Origin of the sequence: Uliginosibacterium silvisoli, from assembly GCF_036017035.1 — a bacterium.
In the GTDB taxonomy this organism is placed as follows: domain Bacteria; phylum Pseudomonadota; class Gammaproteobacteria; order Burkholderiales; family Rhodocyclaceae; genus Viridibacterium; species Viridibacterium silvisoli.
This window is the reverse complement of sequence record NZ_JAYXHS010000002.1, coordinates 1,004,358-1,021,448: the sequence shown is the minus strand read 5'-3', so window position 1 is coordinate 1,021,448 and position 17,091 is coordinate 1,004,358. Positions and strand designations below refer to the sequence as shown.

Here is a 17,091-nt window from a genome sequence, read left to right as displayed (position 1 = left end):
GCAGTTCTTGAGGCGTAATGCGTGACCGGCAACAAATTTCGCTGAAAACAGGCATTCACACAATCAATCCGGCGGAGTCCCTGGGGCCGGGAATCCTTGGGCCTACGCCCGCCGCAACAACGCACAATCAGATAACACAACGAGATGGGCCCCTGAGGACACTGGAACGAGCCATTCCCGACCACGGACTCATGGCCCGGCAATGGCGTATGCGTGATCGCGGCGCCCGAGCGAAGCAAACCAGCGCAATGACCACGTCTTTGGTCTGCCGTTCTGCCTGTCACGGCCAGGGCAGGATCAGCTCTCCTGAACGATAGGAGCTGCTCACAGGGTTTGCAATGGCGGGCCCCAGAAATACGCCTCTTGCATAAATTGAATATTTTTCATATAGGCAGCCGTCATCTGTAATGACTACATGCGGCTCGTACCTGCACGGCGAACGCCGCCCCGCTTCAGGCCAGAGGCGGCGCGATCTCTTCGGCGTAGTCGTAGAGCGCACCGAGAATGGCTTCGCCGCGCTCGTCAGCCTCTTCACTCAGAGTGTCTATCCGGTCGAAGAACGCCGTCAGCGTGCGCGCGCCGCCCTGCCCTTCGTGGAGCGTCGCGACACGATGCTGCAACCAGCGATCCTGATCCGCCTCGCCCAGGGCCTCCGGGAAGTTGCGGGCTCTGTAGCGGAAGAACAGCTCCTCCAGACGCGCGTCATCGAAACTGACACGCTCGCTGGCCAGTGCCTCGCCATCGAGTGCGCGCAAGCGATTGAGCGTACGACGGTCGTTATTACCGATGAAGCCGCCATATAGATCCTCATCCACATCCGGTGCTCGCTCGGCAGCCGGACGCGCAAACACTTCTGCCCACAAAGCGCCAAGCTGCGGCGCGCTACGCGCGATCTCCGCATGCCGCTGCGCCAGGGCGACGTCGATCCCCCACTTCTCGGCCGTGGCAGCATCGAGTGTCCTGAGATTGCCAATCACGATGGGCGACTTGTTGATGTGGATACTCTTCACCGGCAAGCGCGTCACGCCTTCGGGCAGGTCAGCCTGCTTCGAGAACATGCGCTCGCGCACCGTCGCCGCGTCCAGCGCGAACAGTTCTGACGGATCCTGTGCGAGGTCCCACACGATGATCTCGTTCTTGTTGGTCGAATGTTGTGCCAGCGGCCACACAAGCGCCATGCATCCACGTTCGGCGGGAAACATGCCCGAGATATGCAGAAAGGGTTTGCGTCTGCCTGGGTCGACGGCCATGTCGATCTCCGCCAGTACCGCCTCTTTCTTCCTCAGGCGCAGGCAGAAATTGAAGAGCTTGGGTTGCTTCTGGCGGATCAGGCGCGCCAGCGCAATCGTCGCCCGCACGTCAGACAGCGCGTCGTGCGCCGCCTCATGCGCCAGGCCATTGGCCTTGGTCAGATGCTCCAGCTTGAAGGACGGGCGACCGTCCTCGTGCCGAGGCCACTCGATGCCTTCGGGACGTAGCGCGTACATGCAACGCACCACGTCAAGCAAGTCCCAGCGGCCGCAATCGTTCTGCCATTCGCGCGCATAGGGGTCGATGAGATTGCGCCAGAACAGGTGGCGCGTCACCTCATCATCGAAACGGATGGTGTTGTAGCCCAGGCCGACCGTGCCGGGCTCGGCCAGCTCGGCTTCGATGGCAGCGGCGAACGCGTGCTCAGGCACGCCACGCTCAAGACAGGTCTGCGGCAGGATGCTGGTGAGCAGGCAGGACTCCGGGTCCGGCAGGTAATCCGGCGCCGGCTGGCAGTAGATCATCAGCGGTTCGCCGATCTCGTTCAGCTCGGCATCGGTGCGGATGCCGGCGAATTGCGCAGGCCGGTCGCGGCGCGGCACGATGCCGAAGGTTTCGTAGTCGTGCCAGTAAAAGGTGGTCATGATGCAGGCGGGCGAAAAACGCCGAGAGACGCGAAGAGGCGCTATGTTAGCGCTGCGGGCGACGCCGCGCTGCTAAAGTGTCGTCCTTCGCAATTCATCCAGAAAGTGTCGCGTGGCCACCAGCTTGCTTGTTCTTCTCGACGACATCGCCACCGTGCTCGACGACGTCGCCCTCATGACCAAGGTCGCCGCCAAGAAAACAGCTGGCGTACTCGGTGACGACCTCGCCTTGAATGCCGAACAGGTGTCGGGCGTGCGCGCCGAACGCGAGTTGCCTGTCGTATGGGCCGTTGCCAAGGGCTCGATGCGCAACAAGCTGATCCTCGTGCCAGCGGCGCTGGTCATCAGCGCGATTGCCCCCTGGGCCATCACCCCGCTGCTGATGCTCGGTGGTGCCTACCTGTGCTTCGAAGGGTTCGAGAAGCTGGCCCACAAGTTCCTGCACAGTCACGCAGAAGATGTCTCCGCTCATGCCGACAAGGTAAAGGCGTTGGCCGATCCAGAGATCGATCTGGTGGCATTCGAGAAGGACAAGATCAGCGGCGCAATCCGCACCGACTTCATCCTCTCGGCGGAAATCATCGTCATCGCGCTGGGCACCGTTCAGGATGCCCCGCTGTCACAGCGAATCATCGTCGTGGCTGGGATTGCTGCAGTCATGACGGTCGGCGTGTATTCACTCGTTGGCGGCATCGTGAAGCTGGACGATCTGGGTCTTCACCTCATCAAGGCAGGCGGCCGTCTGAAGGCTGCCATAGGTCGGCTGCTACTTACCGCAGCCCCCAAACTCATGAAGGCCCTGTCCGTCATCGGCACCGCCGCCATGTTCATGGTGGGTGGCGGCATCCTCGTACATGGCTTGCCGGCGGCGCATCACTTCATCGATCACCTGAGCGAGCTAGCGGCGGGCATGGCTGGTGTCGGCCCGGTCGTCGGCGCCCTCGCTCCTTCTGTGCTCAGCATGGTGGCTGGCGTGATTGCCGGTGGCCTGGTGCTGCTGGTCGTCGCACCGATCACTTCGCTGATCTCGAAGTTCAAGAGCAAACCAGCCTGAGGCATTCACGTAGGTCGGAAAAGCGCAGCGCCTTCCGACATCACGTATTCAGACTGCGCTTTTCCGAGCTACTCCCGCGCAATCAATCGGCCGGCGTCACCGGAGCACTGCGGGGCGGCCCCATGTTGATCACCGCGACCGCGCCGAGAATCAGCACCGCAGCCCAGAACTCAGCCCAGCCCGGCTGCTCTCCCAGCATCAATGCGCCGGCCGCCACCCCCACCAGGGGCGTGATCAGCGAGGAAAGCGACGATACGCTCACGGAGACGAGCAAGACCAGCCGGTTCCACGCCCAGTAGCCGAACATGAAACCGATGACGATGTTGTAGAGCAAGCCCAGCAAGGCATTGGTCGTCGGTATCTGCTGCGGCACACCGTCGACGAAGAAAGCCGCTACGACCATCGGGATACCGCCGAGCAACATCAGCCAGCCGGTCAGTGCAACGGTGTTGATCGGAATCTGCCAGCGCTTCATCAGCACCATACCGGTCGACCAGCACCAGGCCGCGATCAGCATGAACACGGCGCCTATCGGCGCCTGCATCAAGCCGAACACTTGCTCTCCCATCAAGGCCAGCACACCACCGATACCCAGCACGATGGCGAGCCAGCGACGCGGTGTCAGCGTCTCGTTGAGCAACCACACGGACAGCGGTACGCACCACAGCGGCATGGTGTAGCCCAGCAAGGCCGCACGCCCGGCCGGCAGCAGCCGTACGCCATAGGTGGCAAAGATGTTCCAGCCGATGATGTTGAAAAACACCAGCCACCACACCTGCAGCCAGCGATCACGCGGAACGGCGATGGACAGCCCCGAGAGCCGCGCCAGCCCCATGACGCCGAGCCCACCAATGACCAGACACACCCCGCGGAAGGTCAGCGGCGGCACTTCCGCCACGATGAGTTTCATGACCGGCCAGTTGAAGCCCCAGCCCAGGGCCAGGCCGATCAACAACAGGATGCCTTCGCGCGACAAACGCTCGGAGTGGGGATTTGAGTGCATCAGAGGAAACCGGAGAAGCAGAGGAAGCGCAGCGCAAGCCAGCGCCGAGCCGGCAAGTGTACTCCCCTCGATCAGGATGAGTGATGCGCCTCGTCAATAGGGCCTTTGCCAGAAACAATATGAATGCCCGGCCACGGCACACGCCCCGGCAGGCAAATGACTCAATGGTTCAACCAGTCACGTACCTGCTGGGCCACCCACAAACCATCGTCGAGCGGCAGATCATGTCCAGCCGACGGATGTATGGCGATAGCCACCTGCCACGCACGCGCCAATGCCTGCGAACAGCGCGTATCGACCAGCGCGTCCTGCTGGCTTGTAAGCACCAGCAACCGGGCAGCAGGCTTGCGGGCAGGCGCCCGGAAACGCACGGCCGCAATCAGCTGGCGCAGCGCATTGCGCGGCGACACGGGAAACTCCTGTCGATAACTCACCCACGCCGGCAGCACATCGGCATGCCCGTTCGCCAGACTGGACGTAACGCGCAAGATCGTCGCCTCACACTCGCGAGCCCTGCGCCCCATGAAAGCCACCTTCAGCAACGCCAGGTAATTGGCCGGTCGCAGACGATGATGAAAGGGACTGAACGGCCGCATGCTGGTATTGATCAACACGCAGCGCGCGATCTCCTGCGGATGGCGTGCCGCCCAAGCCACGCTGACCATGGCGCCGAGCGACATGGCGACAAGGTTATACGGTGGCGCAATGCCACGACGCGCCAGCTCGGCACGGCAATAGTCGGCCATGCCAGCCACCGTGAGCGGGCTCGTCATTTCATGCAGTTCGCCGTTGCCGGGCAGATCGAGTGCAATGACTTGGGCATCGCCGATCGCGACCTTGAATGTATCGACGAAGCTGCCCCAGTGACGGCGCTCCCGCGTCAGGCCACGCAATAGCACCCAGCTGGCCGTCACTGGCTGCCCGCCTCATACCAGCGCGTCATAGCACGCTGCAGGTGATCGGCACGTTGCGTTTCGTCCGGCGTCCAGCTGCGATAGCTGCAGGTTGCGCGCAACAGGAAATCCAGCCAGGCCATCTGGCGGCGTATGACGCGTTGGCGACGATGCTCGACGAGCGGGTTGAAAATCCCGTGACGTGAGAACAGCTGGCGCGGGTTCTTCTTGATCCACAACCATGAGCCCAACTCGAGCGTCAGCGGCAGAAAGACCCTCCCGGGCTGGCTACAGGCCCGCTGATAAAGGTGGTCCCACACGTCACCGTGCGTCAGGTATTGCCGGCTCTGCGGCTCGAAGACGTAACGGTGATTCGGATGCGTGCTCTCGAAGATGTCGCGCAAGGCATGGATCTCGGGCAAATGCTCGATGCATTTGCTGGTGTGGGCATAGGGAAACCAGATTCGATCATGCAGCCCGAAACCGGAATGACAGTCGATGGCAATGCTGAAACGTCGCGCGAGCAGCTCTTCATCCACCACTTGGCAAACAGCCTGGTTCTCGGCCTCCATCGGCGCGGCCGCTGCGCCGCGATACCACGGCAGGCGCGCGCTGATGCGCTGCCCACCCATCAGAAAAGGCACGCTCTCGACGGCATCGACCGGTGCATTGCGCATCAAGTCCACGCCGTTCGGGTTGGCGCGCGTGCCTTGCCACATGCCGCCGGGATTGACGATGGGCATGAAGACCAGGCGGACAGATTCGAGCAAGTGACGCAAGGTGGCATCCCACTTGAGACGCGTCACGAGACTCCCGAGATAGGCGATGACCACTTCGGAGCCGATGCGCTCCAAGCCGTGGAAGCCCCCGAAAAATCCGATGGCGGGCACCTCCAGCGACGCGTTACCCAAGGTGATGGCGTGCACAGGAAATTGCTGGCCAAGGGACTCTGCCGTGCACATCACCTTCACGTCGAGGTGCGCCGCACCCGCATCGAGAATGCGCTGCAGCGTCAACAGTTCGGGCAGGCCTGTCTGGGTCACGAGGAATACGGCATTCGTTGCAAAGCACAAGAATACCTGCCGCATCTGGACGCCATGCAATCTTCATGGCTTGCAATAAAAACTTAACAATAGGCGGCTAGCCTGCGTCGACTCCTCCGTCTTCGACCGTGCTTCCATGCTGAAAACCCTGCGCAAGAAATTCACGTATGCCGCAATCGTGCTGGTCAGCGGCGTGCTGTGGGGCATCGTCGAGTTCGTCGCGTTGCAACGCGCCGCATTCGCCGGTCGCCGCCTGCAGAAGCACTGAAGCTTTCCGGTTCTTCCTGGTTGTTCCTCTACTTGCACGCGCAGCCTGTGTCCGTCCCCTGCATTGATCCATGCGCTCGAACTGTCGATGCCACAAGCATCGAAGAGCGACGATTTCCCGTGCCTGTGCAAGCAGCGCCCTGACGCCTGCCCCGCTGACCAGCGCGGCGCTTAAGACATAAATTCATCAAAATCAATACAACCGCCACAGGCGTTTCCTGCATGGCCGGCCATTGTTCACACTCCCAGAAAACCCTGAAGCAAGACGGCATCTATTTGTTTTAATTGCATTTTTAAACCATTTCAAACACCCCGAAATCGATCGGGTAAACCCGTAATTTCATACGTTTATTTACGTCGATTTACATCTTTTTGCCTGTCGTTTGTGACGAATTTGTCATTTATGTCTTGTAGAACCCGGACCGCGTAACCAGACTGCATTCACCAACAGGGGCCGTGATGGGGTGGCCCGCGAATCCGCAGCATGCATGTGCAACGCATCTGCAACTTTCGTCGCAGTCACTAACAGGTCCGGAGACACTGAATGAAATTTCTTCCCGTAAAGAGCGCACTGGCCGTTGCAAGCGTACTGGCTGCCGCTCAGGCAGCAGCTGCAGTCCCCGGCTATGCCGGCAACGTGACGGGCGGTGGCAGCGCCACGGCCGTCAGCGTGAGCAGCCTGTCCGCCATGCAGACAGCCATCAATAACTATTCGGGCACGGGCGGCCTGGTGCTCAAATACACCGGCACCTTCGATTTCACGCCCATCAAGTCCAACCTCTGCGGGCAATGGAGCAAGTCCGTGCAGGAGCTGTCGATCAAGGACAAGAGCAACATCACCATTCTCGGTGCCGACGGCTCGGCTGCGAACTTCGGTATCCGCATGACGGGATCGACCAGCAACATCATCATCCGCAACATGACGATCGGCCTGGTGCCCGGAGGCGGTAACAACGGCGATGCCATCGGCATCGAGTCGGGCACGAAGAACATCTGGATCGACCACAACGAGCTGTTCAGCGCCAATATCTATTGCGAAGGCACGCCGGGCGACGACACGGCCTTCGAAGGCCTGATGGACGTCAAGGGCACGGCCACCAACATCACCATTTCGTACAACTACATCCACGATCATCGCAAGGTCGGCCTCGATGGTTCGAGCGACTCGGACAGCACCAGCCGCCAGATCACGCTTGCACACAACTGGTACGAGAACGTAGGCGAGCGCATGCCGCTGCAACGCTTCGGCCTGACGCACATCTACAACAACTACTACAACAAGATCACCACCTCGGGTATCAACGTTCGCATGGGTGGCAGCTCGCTCATCGAAGGCAACTACTTCGAGAACTCGGTCAATCCAGTGACCTCTCGCGACAGCAAGAGCATCGGCTACTGGGACCTGCGCAACAACAACATCACCAGCGCGTCCGACTTCGGTACCTACAAGATCACCTGGGTGGCAAGCACCTCTTCCGCCACGAAGGATGCGACCGACTGGACGACGACCAAGGCATTCCCTTCGGCGATTCCCTACACCTACACCGTTGATCCCGCACTCAAGGTGAAGTGCATTGCCATGGCGAGCGCCGGTGCTGGCAAGGGCCTCAAGGAGTCGGCCGATGTGATCGCGAGTTGCGGTGGCACCGCCAGCAGCTCATCGAGCTCTGTTTCGAGCAGTGCTCCGGCCTCCAGCAGCTCGTCGAGCAGCGTCGCCGCTTCGAGCAGTTCTTCGAGCCGTGCTTCCTCGTCCAGCTCCAGCAGCAGTGCCGCATCCAGCAGCTCATCGGCGAGCGGCGCACCCGTACCAGCAGGCACGGGAGACTATCCGACCGGCTTCGCCAAGTGCGCTGATCTGGGCGGCACCTGCTCGGTCAGCTCCGGGACAGGCTGGGTAGCCTTCGGCCGCAAGGGTAAATGGGTCGTCAAGAACGTAGGCGTCGGCAATAGCGTGGCCTGCACGGTGGCAGTCTTCGGTAGCGATCCGGGCGGTAACCCGAACAAGTGCTCCACACAAAACTGACCAGGGCATGCAGCCATGGGCTGCATGCGATGTAGCTTGAACGGCGCCTCGGCGCCGTTTTTTTGTTTTCACGACGGGTGATGCATCAGGCTTTGCAAACACCGCTGCGGGATGCCAATCTTCGGCAGCGCCATTCCCCAGCCAGCAGCCATGCATGCAACCAGCCCGCTTTTCGCTCCCAGCCTCGACCTGTCAGTAACTTCACACACGAAGACTTTCGTGTTTCGCGGCAACGAGTTGCTGATCGGTGAAACCGACATGCACCTGCCGGATCAGGCAATCGTCGCCCACCTCCCCATACTCGATACGCTCGTGCAGCCACTCGGCGTATTTGCGGAAACGCCTTGTCATTGCGTATCAGTGGGCATGGACACCGAAGCACCAGCAGGCTTCCAGTTCGTCAGGCTGCGCGCCTTGCTGACGGCCGAGCCCGACACCATCCTGTCGCTGGCGGGTCGCGCTTACCAGATTGCCGAGTGGGCGCGCACGCACCAGTTCTGCGGCGTATGCGGCACGAAGACGCAACGCATGGCGGCCGAGCGCTGCTTCAAATGCCCGGCATGCAGCGCGATGGCCTATCCACGCATCTCGCCTGCGATGATGGTGTTGGTCACGCGCGGCAACGAGGCCTTGCTGGCGCGCCATGCGGCATCGACCAACAATACTTTCAGTGCCCTTGCCGGCTTCGTCGAGGCTGGCGAATCCGTTGAGGAGACGGTGCATCGCGAAGTCATGGAAGAAGTCGGTCTGCGCGTGCACAAGCTGCGCTACTTCGGCAGCCAGCCCTGGCCTTTTCCGCACTCGCTGATGATCGCCTTCACGGCTGAATACCTGAGCGGCGAGATCCGCCTCGATGAGCATGAGATCGCCGAGGCGGGCTGGTTCCCGCGCAGCGGGCCGTTACCGGACGTGCCATCGACGATTTCCATCTCCGGCCACCTGCTGCGCTCATTCTTCACCGGGCTCACCTGACGCAGTTCAGGCGCGATGCAATTCCTTTGAAGCGTGGCGGATGACTTGCCACGCAGAGGAGAGCGCGAGCACGGCCATGACCCCTGCGACGATCAGGTCGGGCCATGCCGTACCGGTACCGAACACGCCCAACGCAGCGATCAGCACGGCGATGTTGCCCAGCGCGTCGTTGCGCGTGCACAACCAGACGCTGCGCATATTGCTGTCGCCCTCGCGCCAGGCATACAGCAGCGCCGCCACGCCGAGGTTGGCTGCCAATGCCAGACCGCCGATGACCCCCATTGTCATGGCATGCGGTACGTCCCCCGCAGCGGCCTGCCAGATCGTGCTGCCGAGAACCCACAAGCCGAATGCCGCCATCGAAGCGGCCTTGAGCAGCGAAGCGCGAGCGCGCATGGTGAGGGCCATGCCGAGCACCCACAAGCTGATGCCGTAGTTGGCCGCATCCCCCAGAAAGTCCAGCGAGTCAGCCAATAGCGAGACCGAGCCGGCGTGCACGCCCGCAACGATTTCGACGACGAACATGCCCAGATTGACCAGCAATGCAATCGTCAGCACCCGCCGATAGGCGCCCTGTTTCGGCGGTCCTGACGCTGGCTCGGGATGGCAGCAATGCGCGCTCATGTGCGTTTCTCCTGGTGCAGTTTTCCTGTGATGAGCGAACATGCTGAACCCTGTAGCAACTACAAGGTCAACAGTAGCGACAACGACGAGGGAGCCGCACGATGAGCAAGGCATTCACGATCAGCGAACTAGGGCGCGAATCCGGCGTCAATCCGGAAACCATCCGCTACTACGAGCGCACCGGGCTGTTGGCAGCCCCTACACGCGCCAGCAACGGCTACCGGCGCTACGACGAAGCAGCAGGCAAGCGGCTTCGCTTCATCCGCCGCGGTCGTGAGCTGGGCTTCGGTATCGAAGAAATCAAGACGCTGCTGCAACTGGCCGACCATCCGGAGCAGGAGTGTCGCGAAGCGGACAGCCTCGCGCGCAAACATCTGGCCGAGGTAGAAGGCCGGATTGCCGATCTACTGGCAATGCGTGACGTACTGACACGCCTGGTCGGGTGCCAGAGCGGCACGGCAGAGCATTGCCGGCTGATCGAAACGCTGGACCAGCGCAACTGCTGCGCAGACAGCTGAGTCGGTGAACCGCCTTATGCCGGCTCGACTTCGATCACCGCCCGCAATACCACCGGCAGACCGGCGCGCAATGAATTGGCGCCCAGCACCGAGCGCGCATGTACGCCCCGCTCGGCAAAGACGGCGACCAGCAGGTCGGAAGCGCCGTTGAGGACTTGTGCATGCTCCTCGAATGCATCTGTCGTATTGAGGAAGCCCTGCAGATCAACGACACGGGCGACGCGCTCGAGCGATCCCAGCTCGGCCTTCATGACCGCGATCAGATCGAGCGCGGCGGAGCGTGCAAAACGATATCCGTCATCCGCATTGAACTCACGCCCAAGCTTGCCCTTGGGCAACTGGCCGGCTTCGGCGGCCGGCGCCTTGCCAGACAGGAACAGCAGATTGCCGGTGCGCACGGCGTTGGCATAGTTCGCAGCGGGTGAGGTGCCGACCGGAAGCGTCAGGCCAAGATCCAGGATGCGTTGCTCGATCGTCATCTCTCTTTGCTCCTGTGGGGAAAAGCCGAATGGTAGCTGACCAGTACGCACGCCCCGGCCCTATCGGCGCCATAGGCACTCCCGATTGGAACGTTTTCGCCCCTGCCCGTAGGATTGCACCATGACGGCTGAGGCCGTTCCGCCAGCGTAGTCCCCGTAAAGGACCAAAACTGGCGTGCCCACCTCGACAGGAACAGGAGCCCATATGAAACGCGTACGTCAATCCATCGGAGCCGCCGTCAATCTTGCGGGTCTGGCCGCGGTCGCCAGCCAGCTGACGGGGTTTTTCCACTGATTGCCCATCACGTGCGGGTCTGGCCCGCACGCAGCAGCCACCTATCCCCCCGCCTTCCCATACGCACCCGCAGGTCTGCCGCCCCCTTCGCGGGCACCTGTAACGCCCGAAACCCGCCTTGGCCTACAATGGCATCTGCCCGCGGTCGCTTGCGACCCGGGTAGTCCCTCAACACCTGCGCGCACACGGGCCCGCACCCCCTGAATATGGAAGTTGCAATTCTTCTTGTACTGATCCTCTTGAATGGCGCATTCGCAATGTCGGAAATCGCGCTCGTAACCGCCCGCAGGGCGCGGCTGCAGAAGTTCATCGAAGACGGAGACGTAGGGGCCATTGCAGCAGCCAAGCTCGGGGAAGACCCCACCCGCTTTCTCTCCACGGTCCAGATCGGTATCACCTCGATCGGTGTCCTCAACGGTATCGTCGGTGAAGCAGCTTTCGCGCAGCCCTTCGCCCAGTGGCTGGAGCACATGGGCCTGCAAGCGCCGGCATCGGCCTACGTTGCGACCGTGCTGGTCGTGCTGACCATCACTTTCATTTCCATCGTGCTCGGCGAGCTGGTCCCCAAGCGCCTCGGGCAACTCCAGCCAGAAACCATCGCCCGCCTCGTCTCGCGGCCGATGAACCTGCTGGCCGTCGTGACCAAGCCTTTCGTGCAATTGCTGACGGGCTCGACGCTGCTGATCCTGCGCCTGCTCGGCGTCAACAACGTCGGCAACAACACGGTGACGGAAGAAGAGATCCACGCCATGCTGGCCGAAGGCTCCAGCTCGGGGGTCATCGAACATCAGGAACACGCCATGGTGCGCAATGTGTTCCGCCTCGACGAGCGCCAGATCACCTCCCTCATGGTGCCGCGTAGCGACATCACCTATCTCGACATCGAACGCCCGTGGGACGAAAACCTGCAGCTCATCGAGCAGTCCGAACGCTCGCGCTTCCCGGTGGTGCGTGGCGGTCTCGACAACATCCTCGGCGTGGTCAATGCCAAGCAGCTATTTGCGGCAACCGTTCGCGGCGGCATCCCGGACCTGTCGCAGAGCCTGCAACAACCCGTCTTCGTACCGGAAAGCCTGACCGGCATGGAGCTGCTGCAGAACATCCGCAGCTCCGGCGTGCAGCTCGCTTTCATCATCGACGAGTACGGCGAAGTCCAGGGCATCGTGACCCTGAAAGACATCATGGAAGCCATCACTGGCGAGTTCAAGACACGCCACGCGCAGGACGGCTGGGCCGTGCAACGCGAAGATGGCTCCCTGTTGCTTGATGGCCTGATCCCCGTACCTGAGCTCAAGGACAGGCTTGAGCTGCGCAACGTGCCCGAGGAAGAAAAAGAGCGCTACCAGACCCTCAGCGGCATGATGATGCTGATGCTCGGCCGCATCCCGCGCACGGCCGACAAGGTCGAATGGGACGGCTGGTCTTTCGAGATCGTCGACATGGATGGCAAGCGCATCGACAAGGTGCTGGCAGTGAAGATCCCGGAGAATCACGACGCCGACAGCGCCACCGAAGGAGCTTGATCGGAAACCCAAGACAAACCGGAAAGGCGTAGCACGAGCTGCGCCTTTTTTTATTTGCCAGCCGGAGTCACAGGCGCCAAGCATCCTGCGCTCACCCACATCCTCGCCATAAGAAAATTGCTGTTGCACAGCAGCACGCCGCCCCATACGCTACGGCAACGCGCTGCGTGTCATCACGGCAACGCGCCCCCTCAACACCGGCAAGCGAGGACGCGATGGCGAAAGACTGTACGCATATTCCCGGCATCCAGGATGTCACGCCGAGCGCACTCGGCTGCGAGGAATGCCTGAAGATGGGCAGTCGCTGGGTGCACCTGCGCCTGTGCCGCACCTGCGGCCATGTAGGCTGTTGCGACCAGTCGCCGCACAAGCACGCCACCAAACATTTCCACGCAACCGCACATCCCGTCATCGAAGGCTATGACCCACCCGAAGGCTGGGGCTGGTGCTACGTCGACGAGGTCTATCTCGATCTGGGCGAGCACACGACGCCGCAGAACGGGCCGATTCCGCGGTATGCCTGATGCCAACCACGGCACCCATTACGGCCATCATTGCACCAGTACCCGAAGCGCAATCGCTCGTCGGCGATCTTCGCGTACGCTTCGATGACACGACCGCGCTTGGCGTGCCCCCGCATGTGACGATCCTTGCACCGTTCATGGCACCTGAAGCCGTTACGCACGAAGTACTGGCGAGTCTGCGAGAAGCTATCTCCTCCGTGAAAGCATTCCGCTTCACGCTCACCGGGGCCCGTCGTTGGCCCGAGGCAGCGTGGTTGGCGCCAGAGCCCGCAACATCATTTGTGGAACTGATCTGCAATGTTGTCTCGCGCTTTCCGGCATTTCCGCCCTACGAGGGCCGCCACGACAAGATTATTCCTCATCTGACCGTCGCTCACGGGAGCCACGAAGCAGCTGATCTGGCAGAAGCCGAGCTGCAAACGCTGCTGCGCGAAAAAGGGCCGATTCAAGCTTTTTGCGGCCATCTCTCACTGCTGGAGAATTCATCTGGCAAGTGGAAGAAGATACTGGACCTTCCCTTGGCGACATGAGTTCTCCATCGCAGCACTTTCTTCTCGAGCACTCACGATGATCCAGGACGTCCCCAGCCCTGTCGATTTGCGCGTCATGGCCGATGCCCGCGAGTGGGCAGCGACGGCCATGGAGAAGCGCCCGCAGCGCCCGGAGTTCTTCAGTCGCTTTGCATCTGAAATCCTTGCCTCGCCGCGACCGGTTCACAGCATTCTCGAGCTGGGCTCCGGCCCGGGATTTCTGGCCAAACATCTGCTGCAGACATTGCCCGCGATCTCATACGTGGCACTGGATTTCTCGAACGCCATGCATCAGCTCGCTGAAGAGCGGCTCGGTCCCCTGGCTTCGCGTGTCGAGTTCGTACAGCGCAGCTTTCGCGAAGCGGATTGGGCTGCAGACCTCGGCCGATTCGATTGTGTCGTCACCAATCAGGCCGTGCATGAATTGCGCCACAAGCACTACGCCCGCGCGCTGCACGCCGAAGTGAGAAAGCTGCTCACGCCGGGCGGCCTGTATCTCGTCTGCGATCACTTCTGCGGCGAAGGCGGCCTGAAGAATGATCAGTTGTACATGACGGTCGATGAGCAGCGCACAGCCTTGCTGGATACCGGCTTCACGCAGGTCGATCAATTACTTCTCAAAGGCAGCCTGGTTCTGCACTGTGCGAGCTGATATGGCAGACAACCTGAACACCGACAACAACGAAATCCCCGACGAGCCCTACGAGCGCGCCGCGCAGGCCTTCCCGCAACTCGATGACGATATGGCTGCACGCGTCGCGAGCTATGGCGAGGAAGAGCTCGTGCCGCAAGGCACGCTCGTGTTCGAGCGCGGTCAGCGCGGCATCGATTTCTTCCTGATCCTCGACGGCGAGATCGAGATCTTCGATACGGACGACAGCGGCAAATGCCGCATCGTCACCACGCATCGCGCCGCGCAATTCACGGGCGAACTGCATCTGCTCAACGGACGCCAGACCCTGCTCAGTGCACGCGCGGGTATCGATACGCGCCTCGTACGCATCAAACCGGCGGGCTTCCGGCGCCTGATCGGTGGCGAGCAGGACATTGCCGAGATCATCCTGCGTGCGCTGATCCTGCGCCGCGTCGGTTCGCTGCAGCGTCGTCGCGGCGCCATCTCGGTGATCGGCTCTGGCCACGGTGGCGACACGCTGCGCGTCCAGCAATTCCTGACACGCAACGCCTATCCGTTCCACTTGCTGGATGTCGACGTCGACGCCCATGCGCGTGAGCTGCTGGATAACCATTCGCTCGCACCGGCGCAGTTCCCGGTCGTGCTGTCGCCGAACAGCCCTGCCCTCTTCAACCCGTCGAACGCCACGCTGGCAGATGCACTGGGCCTGGCCGAGGCCATAGACCCCGAGCATGTCTATGACGTGGCGGTAGTCGGTGCCGGGCCAGCCGGGTTGGCCGCTGCGGTCTACGCCGCTTCGGAAGGACTCGACACCATCGTCATTGAAGGCTTGGCGCCAGGCGGGCAAGCCGGCACCAGTTCGAAAATCGAGAACTATCTCGGCTTTCCGACCGGCATATCCGGCGCAGCGCTGGCGGGCCGCGCACAGGTGCAGGCCATGAAGTTCGGTGCCAATCTGGCGATCTCGCGCGCCGTGGTCGGCCTGGACTGCGGCGTGTATCCCTATGTGTTGCGGCTCGACGATGGCCAGCGCGTCAAGGCACGCTCCATCGTCGTGGCGAGTGGCGTGCGCTACCGCAAGCTCGAAGTGCAGAGCTATTCGCAGTTCGAATGCCAGGGCATTCATTACGCCGCCACGCCGATCGAGCAGCAGCTCTGCAAGGATGAAGAAGTCGTCGTGGTGGGTGGCGGCAATTCAGCGGGACAGGCCGCCGTCTTCCTGTCGCGCACGGTGAAGCACGTCCACATCCTCGTGCGCGGCGAAGGTCTGGCGGCCACCATGTCCGACTATCTGGTGCGGCGCATTGCCCAGTCGCCACGCATCACGCTGCATGCCCGCACCGAAGTGAGCTCGCTGGAAGGCAATGGTTATCTGCAGGAAGTGGGCTTCACGCATCGCGACACAGGCGCCACGCAAAAGCGCCCATGCAGCAATCTGTTCGTGATGATAGGCGCAGGCGCCAATACGGACTGGCTGGACGGTTGCCTGGAGCTGGACCGCAGCGGCTTCGTGAAAACGGGCTACGACGCCAATGGCCAGTTGCTGCCCTCGCCTTACGCGACCACCTTGCCCGGCGTCTATGCGGTGGGCGACGTACGTTCGGGCTCGGTGAAGCGCGTCGCTTCAAGCGTGGGGGAAGGTTCGGTGGTGGTGCAGGCGATTCATCAATTCCTGAATCCACCTGCGACCTGAGCCTGATCAGCAGGCCATCGCGAGCTGGCGCTCGCCAGCCCCCTGCTCCACACCGTTGCGGAACATCTTCAGCTCACCGGGTGCAAACGCCACCCAGTTCTCGTTCGACGTCAGTGGCTTGGTCGCGATGACAGTGATGCAGTCGTCGAGGTGGTTGTGCTCGTTGAAGTCCATGCTCAACTCGCAATCCACGAGGTGTGCCTTCGCAAACGGATACTGACGCGTGACGTAATGCAGCAGCGTCGAGCAATGCGCGAACTGCACCTCGCCATTCGATAGCAGGAAGTTGAATACGCCATGGGTGGCAATCTCTTCGGCAAGCGCCTGCAGGGCTTCGTGCAGGACCTCAACAGCCGGTTGCGTATCACCGAAACGTGCTTTCAAGGATTGCAGCAGGTAGCAGAAGGCGCGTTCGCTGTCGGTCGCGCCGACCGGCAGGAAGGCACCGAACAGATCAGGCGCGAAAGTCTTGAGATGACCGTTGTGGGCGAACACCCAGGTGCGGCCCCACAGCTCGCGCCGGAAGGGATGCGAGTTTTCGAGCGCTACCGGGCCTTGCGTCGCCTTGCGGATATGCGCGATGACGTTGCAGGACTTGACGGGATTGCGCTTGACCAGCTCTGCCAGCGGCGATGTGATGGATGGCTTGTCGTCGATGATGAGGCGGCAGCCCTTCTCCTCGAAGAAGGCAATGCCCCAGCCATCGCTGTGCTCATCGGTCTGACCACCCCGGCAGCAAAAACCCTCGAACGAAAAACTGATCGACGCTGGTTTATTGCAATTCATCCCCAACAACTGACACATGTACTCGGCTTCCCCGACAACATCGAGACAACTAGATCCTGGACAGATTCGTCCTGCCCACAAGGGTTCTAACGTCCGTGTGCCTGCAAAGTTAACACCGGCCAGCCCATTCTGACGCCCTGCTGTCATGGTGCAAAACACTTGTTTGCAATTGCTTTGCACAAAGTGCGCGAGGGTATTGCACAGGCTCTCTGCAGGATCAAAGCAAAACCCCGGCCATCCGGCCTGTGGGCGTTTCTCAGGCAAAAACGGGGGTTTCCGCGTCCACGCGGTGCAAGACAATGCCGGGATTGGTGCAGAACCGGCCGCAATGTGTT

General features: G+C 61.6%; 17 protein-coding genes. 10 read left to right on the top strand and 7 right to left on the bottom strand.

What is annotated here, in order from left to right; all coding sequences use genetic code 11:
- Positions 1-452: 452 nt before the first annotated feature.
- Positions 453-1,895, bottom strand: a complete 1,443-nt coding sequence (gene sbcB, locus VVD49_RS14280) for an exodeoxyribonuclease I (RefSeq protein ID WP_327599854.1) — start codon at positions 1,893-1,895, stop codon at positions 453-455.
- 112 nt (positions 1,896-2,007) lie between these two features.
- Here sbcB and VVD49_RS14275 point away from each other — a divergent pair, with 112 nt between their 5' ends.
- Positions 2,008-2,949 carry a DUF808 domain-containing protein gene (locus tag VVD49_RS14275; RefSeq protein WP_327599853.1) on the top strand — a complete coding sequence of 314 codons (942 nt, stop codon included), beginning with the start codon at positions 2,008-2,010 and terminating at the stop codon, positions 2,947-2,949.
- Positions 2,950-3,031: 82 nt separating this feature from the next.
- Here VVD49_RS14275 and VVD49_RS14270 read toward each other — a convergent pair whose 3' ends face one another.
- From VVD49_RS14270 to VVD49_RS14260, 3 genes are all read right to left on the bottom strand, one after another.
- Positions 3,032-3,952, bottom strand: coding sequence for a DMT family transporter (locus VVD49_RS14270; RefSeq protein ID WP_327599852.1), 921 nt, complete (start codon positions 3,950-3,952; stop codon positions 3,032-3,034).
- Between the two features lie 161 nt (positions 3,953-4,113).
- A complete protein-coding gene (locus tag VVD49_RS14265; protein ID WP_327599851.1) occupies positions 4,114-4,866 on the bottom strand; it encodes an alpha/beta fold hydrolase in 753 nt (250 codons plus the stop codon).
- Positions 4,863-5,933 carry a M14 family zinc carboxypeptidase gene (locus VVD49_RS14260; protein ID WP_327599850.1) on the bottom strand — a complete coding sequence of 357 codons (1,071 nt, stop codon included), beginning with the start codon at positions 5,931-5,933 and terminating at the stop codon, positions 4,863-4,865. Before VVD49_RS14260 ends, VVD49_RS14265 begins: the two co-directional genes overlap by 4 nt.
- Positions 5,934-6,024: 91 nt before the next feature.
- On the opposite strand from VVD49_RS14260, the gene VVD49_RS14255 reads away from it, so the two are divergent.
- The 3 genes from VVD49_RS14255 (at position 6,025) to nudC (ending at position 9,150) form a co-directional block, all read left to right on the top strand.
- Entirely contained in the window at positions 6,025-6,156 is a 132-nt protein-coding gene (locus tag VVD49_RS14255) for a hypothetical protein (protein WP_327599849.1), read from the top strand.
- 543 nt (positions 6,157-6,699) lie between these two features.
- Positions 6,700-8,178: a pectate lyase family protein gene (locus tag VVD49_RS14250; protein WP_327599848.1), complete on the top strand. Its 1,479-nt coding sequence runs from the start codon at positions 6,700-6,702 to the stop codon at positions 8,176-8,178.
- A 150-nt stretch (positions 8,179-8,328) separates the two neighbouring features.
- Complete coding sequence (gene nudC, locus VVD49_RS14245) at positions 8,329-9,150, top strand: NAD(+) diphosphatase (protein ID WP_327599847.1); 822 nt, start codon at positions 8,329-8,331, stop codon at positions 9,148-9,150.
- A 6-nt stretch (positions 9,151-9,156) separates the two neighbouring features.
- Here nudC and VVD49_RS14240 read toward each other — a convergent pair whose 3' ends face one another.
- Positions 9,157-9,774: a cation efflux transmembrane domain-containing protein gene (locus VVD49_RS14240; protein ID WP_327599846.1), complete on the bottom strand. Its 618-nt coding sequence runs from the start codon at positions 9,772-9,774 to the stop codon at positions 9,157-9,159.
- A 101-nt stretch (positions 9,775-9,875) separates the two neighbouring features.
- Here VVD49_RS14240 and VVD49_RS14235 point away from each other — a divergent pair, with 101 nt between their 5' ends.
- A complete protein-coding gene (locus tag VVD49_RS14235) occupies positions 9,876-10,292 on the top strand; it encodes a MerR family transcriptional regulator (protein ID WP_327599845.1) in 417 nt (138 codons plus the stop codon).
- Positions 10,293-10,306: 14 nt separating this feature from the next.
- Here the strand turns inward: VVD49_RS14235 and VVD49_RS14230 are convergent, their stop codons facing one another.
- Positions 10,307-10,771: a RidA family protein gene (locus VVD49_RS14230; RefSeq protein WP_327599844.1), complete on the bottom strand. Its 465-nt coding sequence runs from the start codon at positions 10,769-10,771 to the stop codon at positions 10,307-10,309.
- 501 nt (positions 10,772-11,272) lie between these two features.
- On the opposite strand from VVD49_RS14230, the gene VVD49_RS14225 reads away from it, so the two are divergent.
- From VVD49_RS14225 to VVD49_RS14205, 5 genes are all read left to right on the top strand, one after another.
- The gene (locus tag VVD49_RS14225; RefSeq protein ID WP_327599843.1) at positions 11,273-12,589 is read left to right on the top strand and encodes a hemolysin family protein; all 1,317 of its coding nucleotides are present in this window, start codon (positions 11,273-11,275) and stop codon (positions 12,587-12,589) included.
- Between the two features lie 215 nt (positions 12,590-12,804).
- Complete coding sequence (locus VVD49_RS14220; protein WP_327599842.1) at positions 12,805-13,113, top strand: UBP-type zinc finger domain-containing protein; 309 nt, start codon at positions 12,805-12,807, stop codon at positions 13,111-13,113.
- On the top strand, positions 13,113-13,643 hold the full coding sequence (locus VVD49_RS14215; protein WP_327599841.1) for a 2'-5' RNA ligase family protein: 531 nt from the start codon (positions 13,113-13,115) through the stop codon (positions 13,641-13,643). Before VVD49_RS14220 ends, VVD49_RS14215 begins: the two co-directional genes overlap by 1 nt.
- Positions 13,644-13,680: 37 nt before the next feature.
- A complete protein-coding gene (locus VVD49_RS14210) occupies positions 13,681-14,295 on the top strand; it encodes a class I SAM-dependent methyltransferase (RefSeq protein WP_327599840.1) in 615 nt (204 codons plus the stop codon).
- A gap of 1 nt (position 14,296) precedes the next feature.
- Positions 14,297-15,970, top strand: a complete 1,674-nt coding sequence (locus VVD49_RS14205; protein WP_327599839.1) for an FAD-dependent oxidoreductase — start codon at positions 14,297-14,299, stop codon at positions 15,968-15,970.
- Between the two features lie 6 nt (positions 15,971-15,976).
- Here VVD49_RS14205 and VVD49_RS14200 read toward each other — a convergent pair whose 3' ends face one another.
- Entirely contained in the window at positions 15,977-16,774 is a 798-nt protein-coding gene (locus tag VVD49_RS14200) for a class II glutamine amidotransferase (RefSeq protein ID WP_327599838.1), read from the bottom strand.
- Positions 16,775-17,091 lie beyond the last annotated feature (317 nt).

Bases quoted from the DNA above. Each gene is read 5' to 3' on its own strand.
- VVD49_RS14215 (WP_327599841.1), top strand. From the start codon at position 13,113: ATGCCAACCACGGCACCCATTACGGCCATCATTGCACCAGTACCCGAA.
- VVD49_RS14255 (WP_327599849.1), top strand. From the start codon at position 6,025: ATGCTGAAAACCCTGCGCAAGAAATTCACGTATGCCGCAATCGTGCTG.
- VVD49_RS14200 (WP_327599838.1), bottom strand. From the start codon at position 16,774: ATGTGTCAGTTGTTGGGGATGAATTGCAATAAACCAGCGTCGATCAGT.
- VVD49_RS14210 (WP_327599840.1), top strand. From the start codon at position 13,681: ATGATCCAGGACGTCCCCAGCCCTGTCGATTTGCGCGTCATGGCCGAT.
- VVD49_RS14250 (WP_327599848.1), top strand. From the start codon at position 6,700: ATGAAATTTCTTCCCGTAAAGAGCGCACTGGCCGTTGCAAGCGTACTG.
- VVD49_RS14260 (WP_327599850.1), bottom strand. From the start codon at position 5,933: ATGCGGCAGGTATTCTTGTGCTTTGCAACGAATGCCGTATTCCTCGTG.
- nudC (WP_327599847.1), top strand. From the start codon at position 8,329: ATGCATGCAACCAGCCCGCTTTTCGCTCCCAGCCTCGACCTGTCAGTA.
- VVD49_RS14235 (WP_327599845.1), top strand. From the start codon at position 9,876: ATGAGCAAGGCATTCACGATCAGCGAACTAGGGCGCGAATCCGGCGTC.
- VVD49_RS14225 (WP_327599843.1), top strand. From the start codon at position 11,273: ATGGAAGTTGCAATTCTTCTTGTACTGATCCTCTTGAATGGCGCATTC.
- VVD49_RS14230 (WP_327599844.1), bottom strand. From the start codon at position 10,771: ATGACGATCGAGCAACGCATCCTGGATCTTGGCCTGACGCTTCCGGTC.
- sbcB (WP_327599854.1), bottom strand. From the start codon at position 1,895: ATGACCACCTTTTACTGGCACGACTACGAAACCTTCGGCATCGTGCCG.
- VVD49_RS14205 (WP_327599839.1), top strand. From the start codon at position 14,297: ATGGCAGACAACCTGAACACCGACAACAACGAAATCCCCGACGAGCCC.
- VVD49_RS14220 (WP_327599842.1), top strand. From the start codon at position 12,805: ATGGCGAAAGACTGTACGCATATTCCCGGCATCCAGGATGTCACGCCG.
- VVD49_RS14270 (WP_327599852.1), bottom strand. From the start codon at position 3,952: ATGCACTCAAATCCCCACTCCGAGCGTTTGTCGCGCGAAGGCATCCTG.
- VVD49_RS14240 (WP_327599846.1), bottom strand. From the start codon at position 9,774: ATGAGCGCGCATTGCTGCCATCCCGAGCCAGCGTCAGGACCGCCGAAA.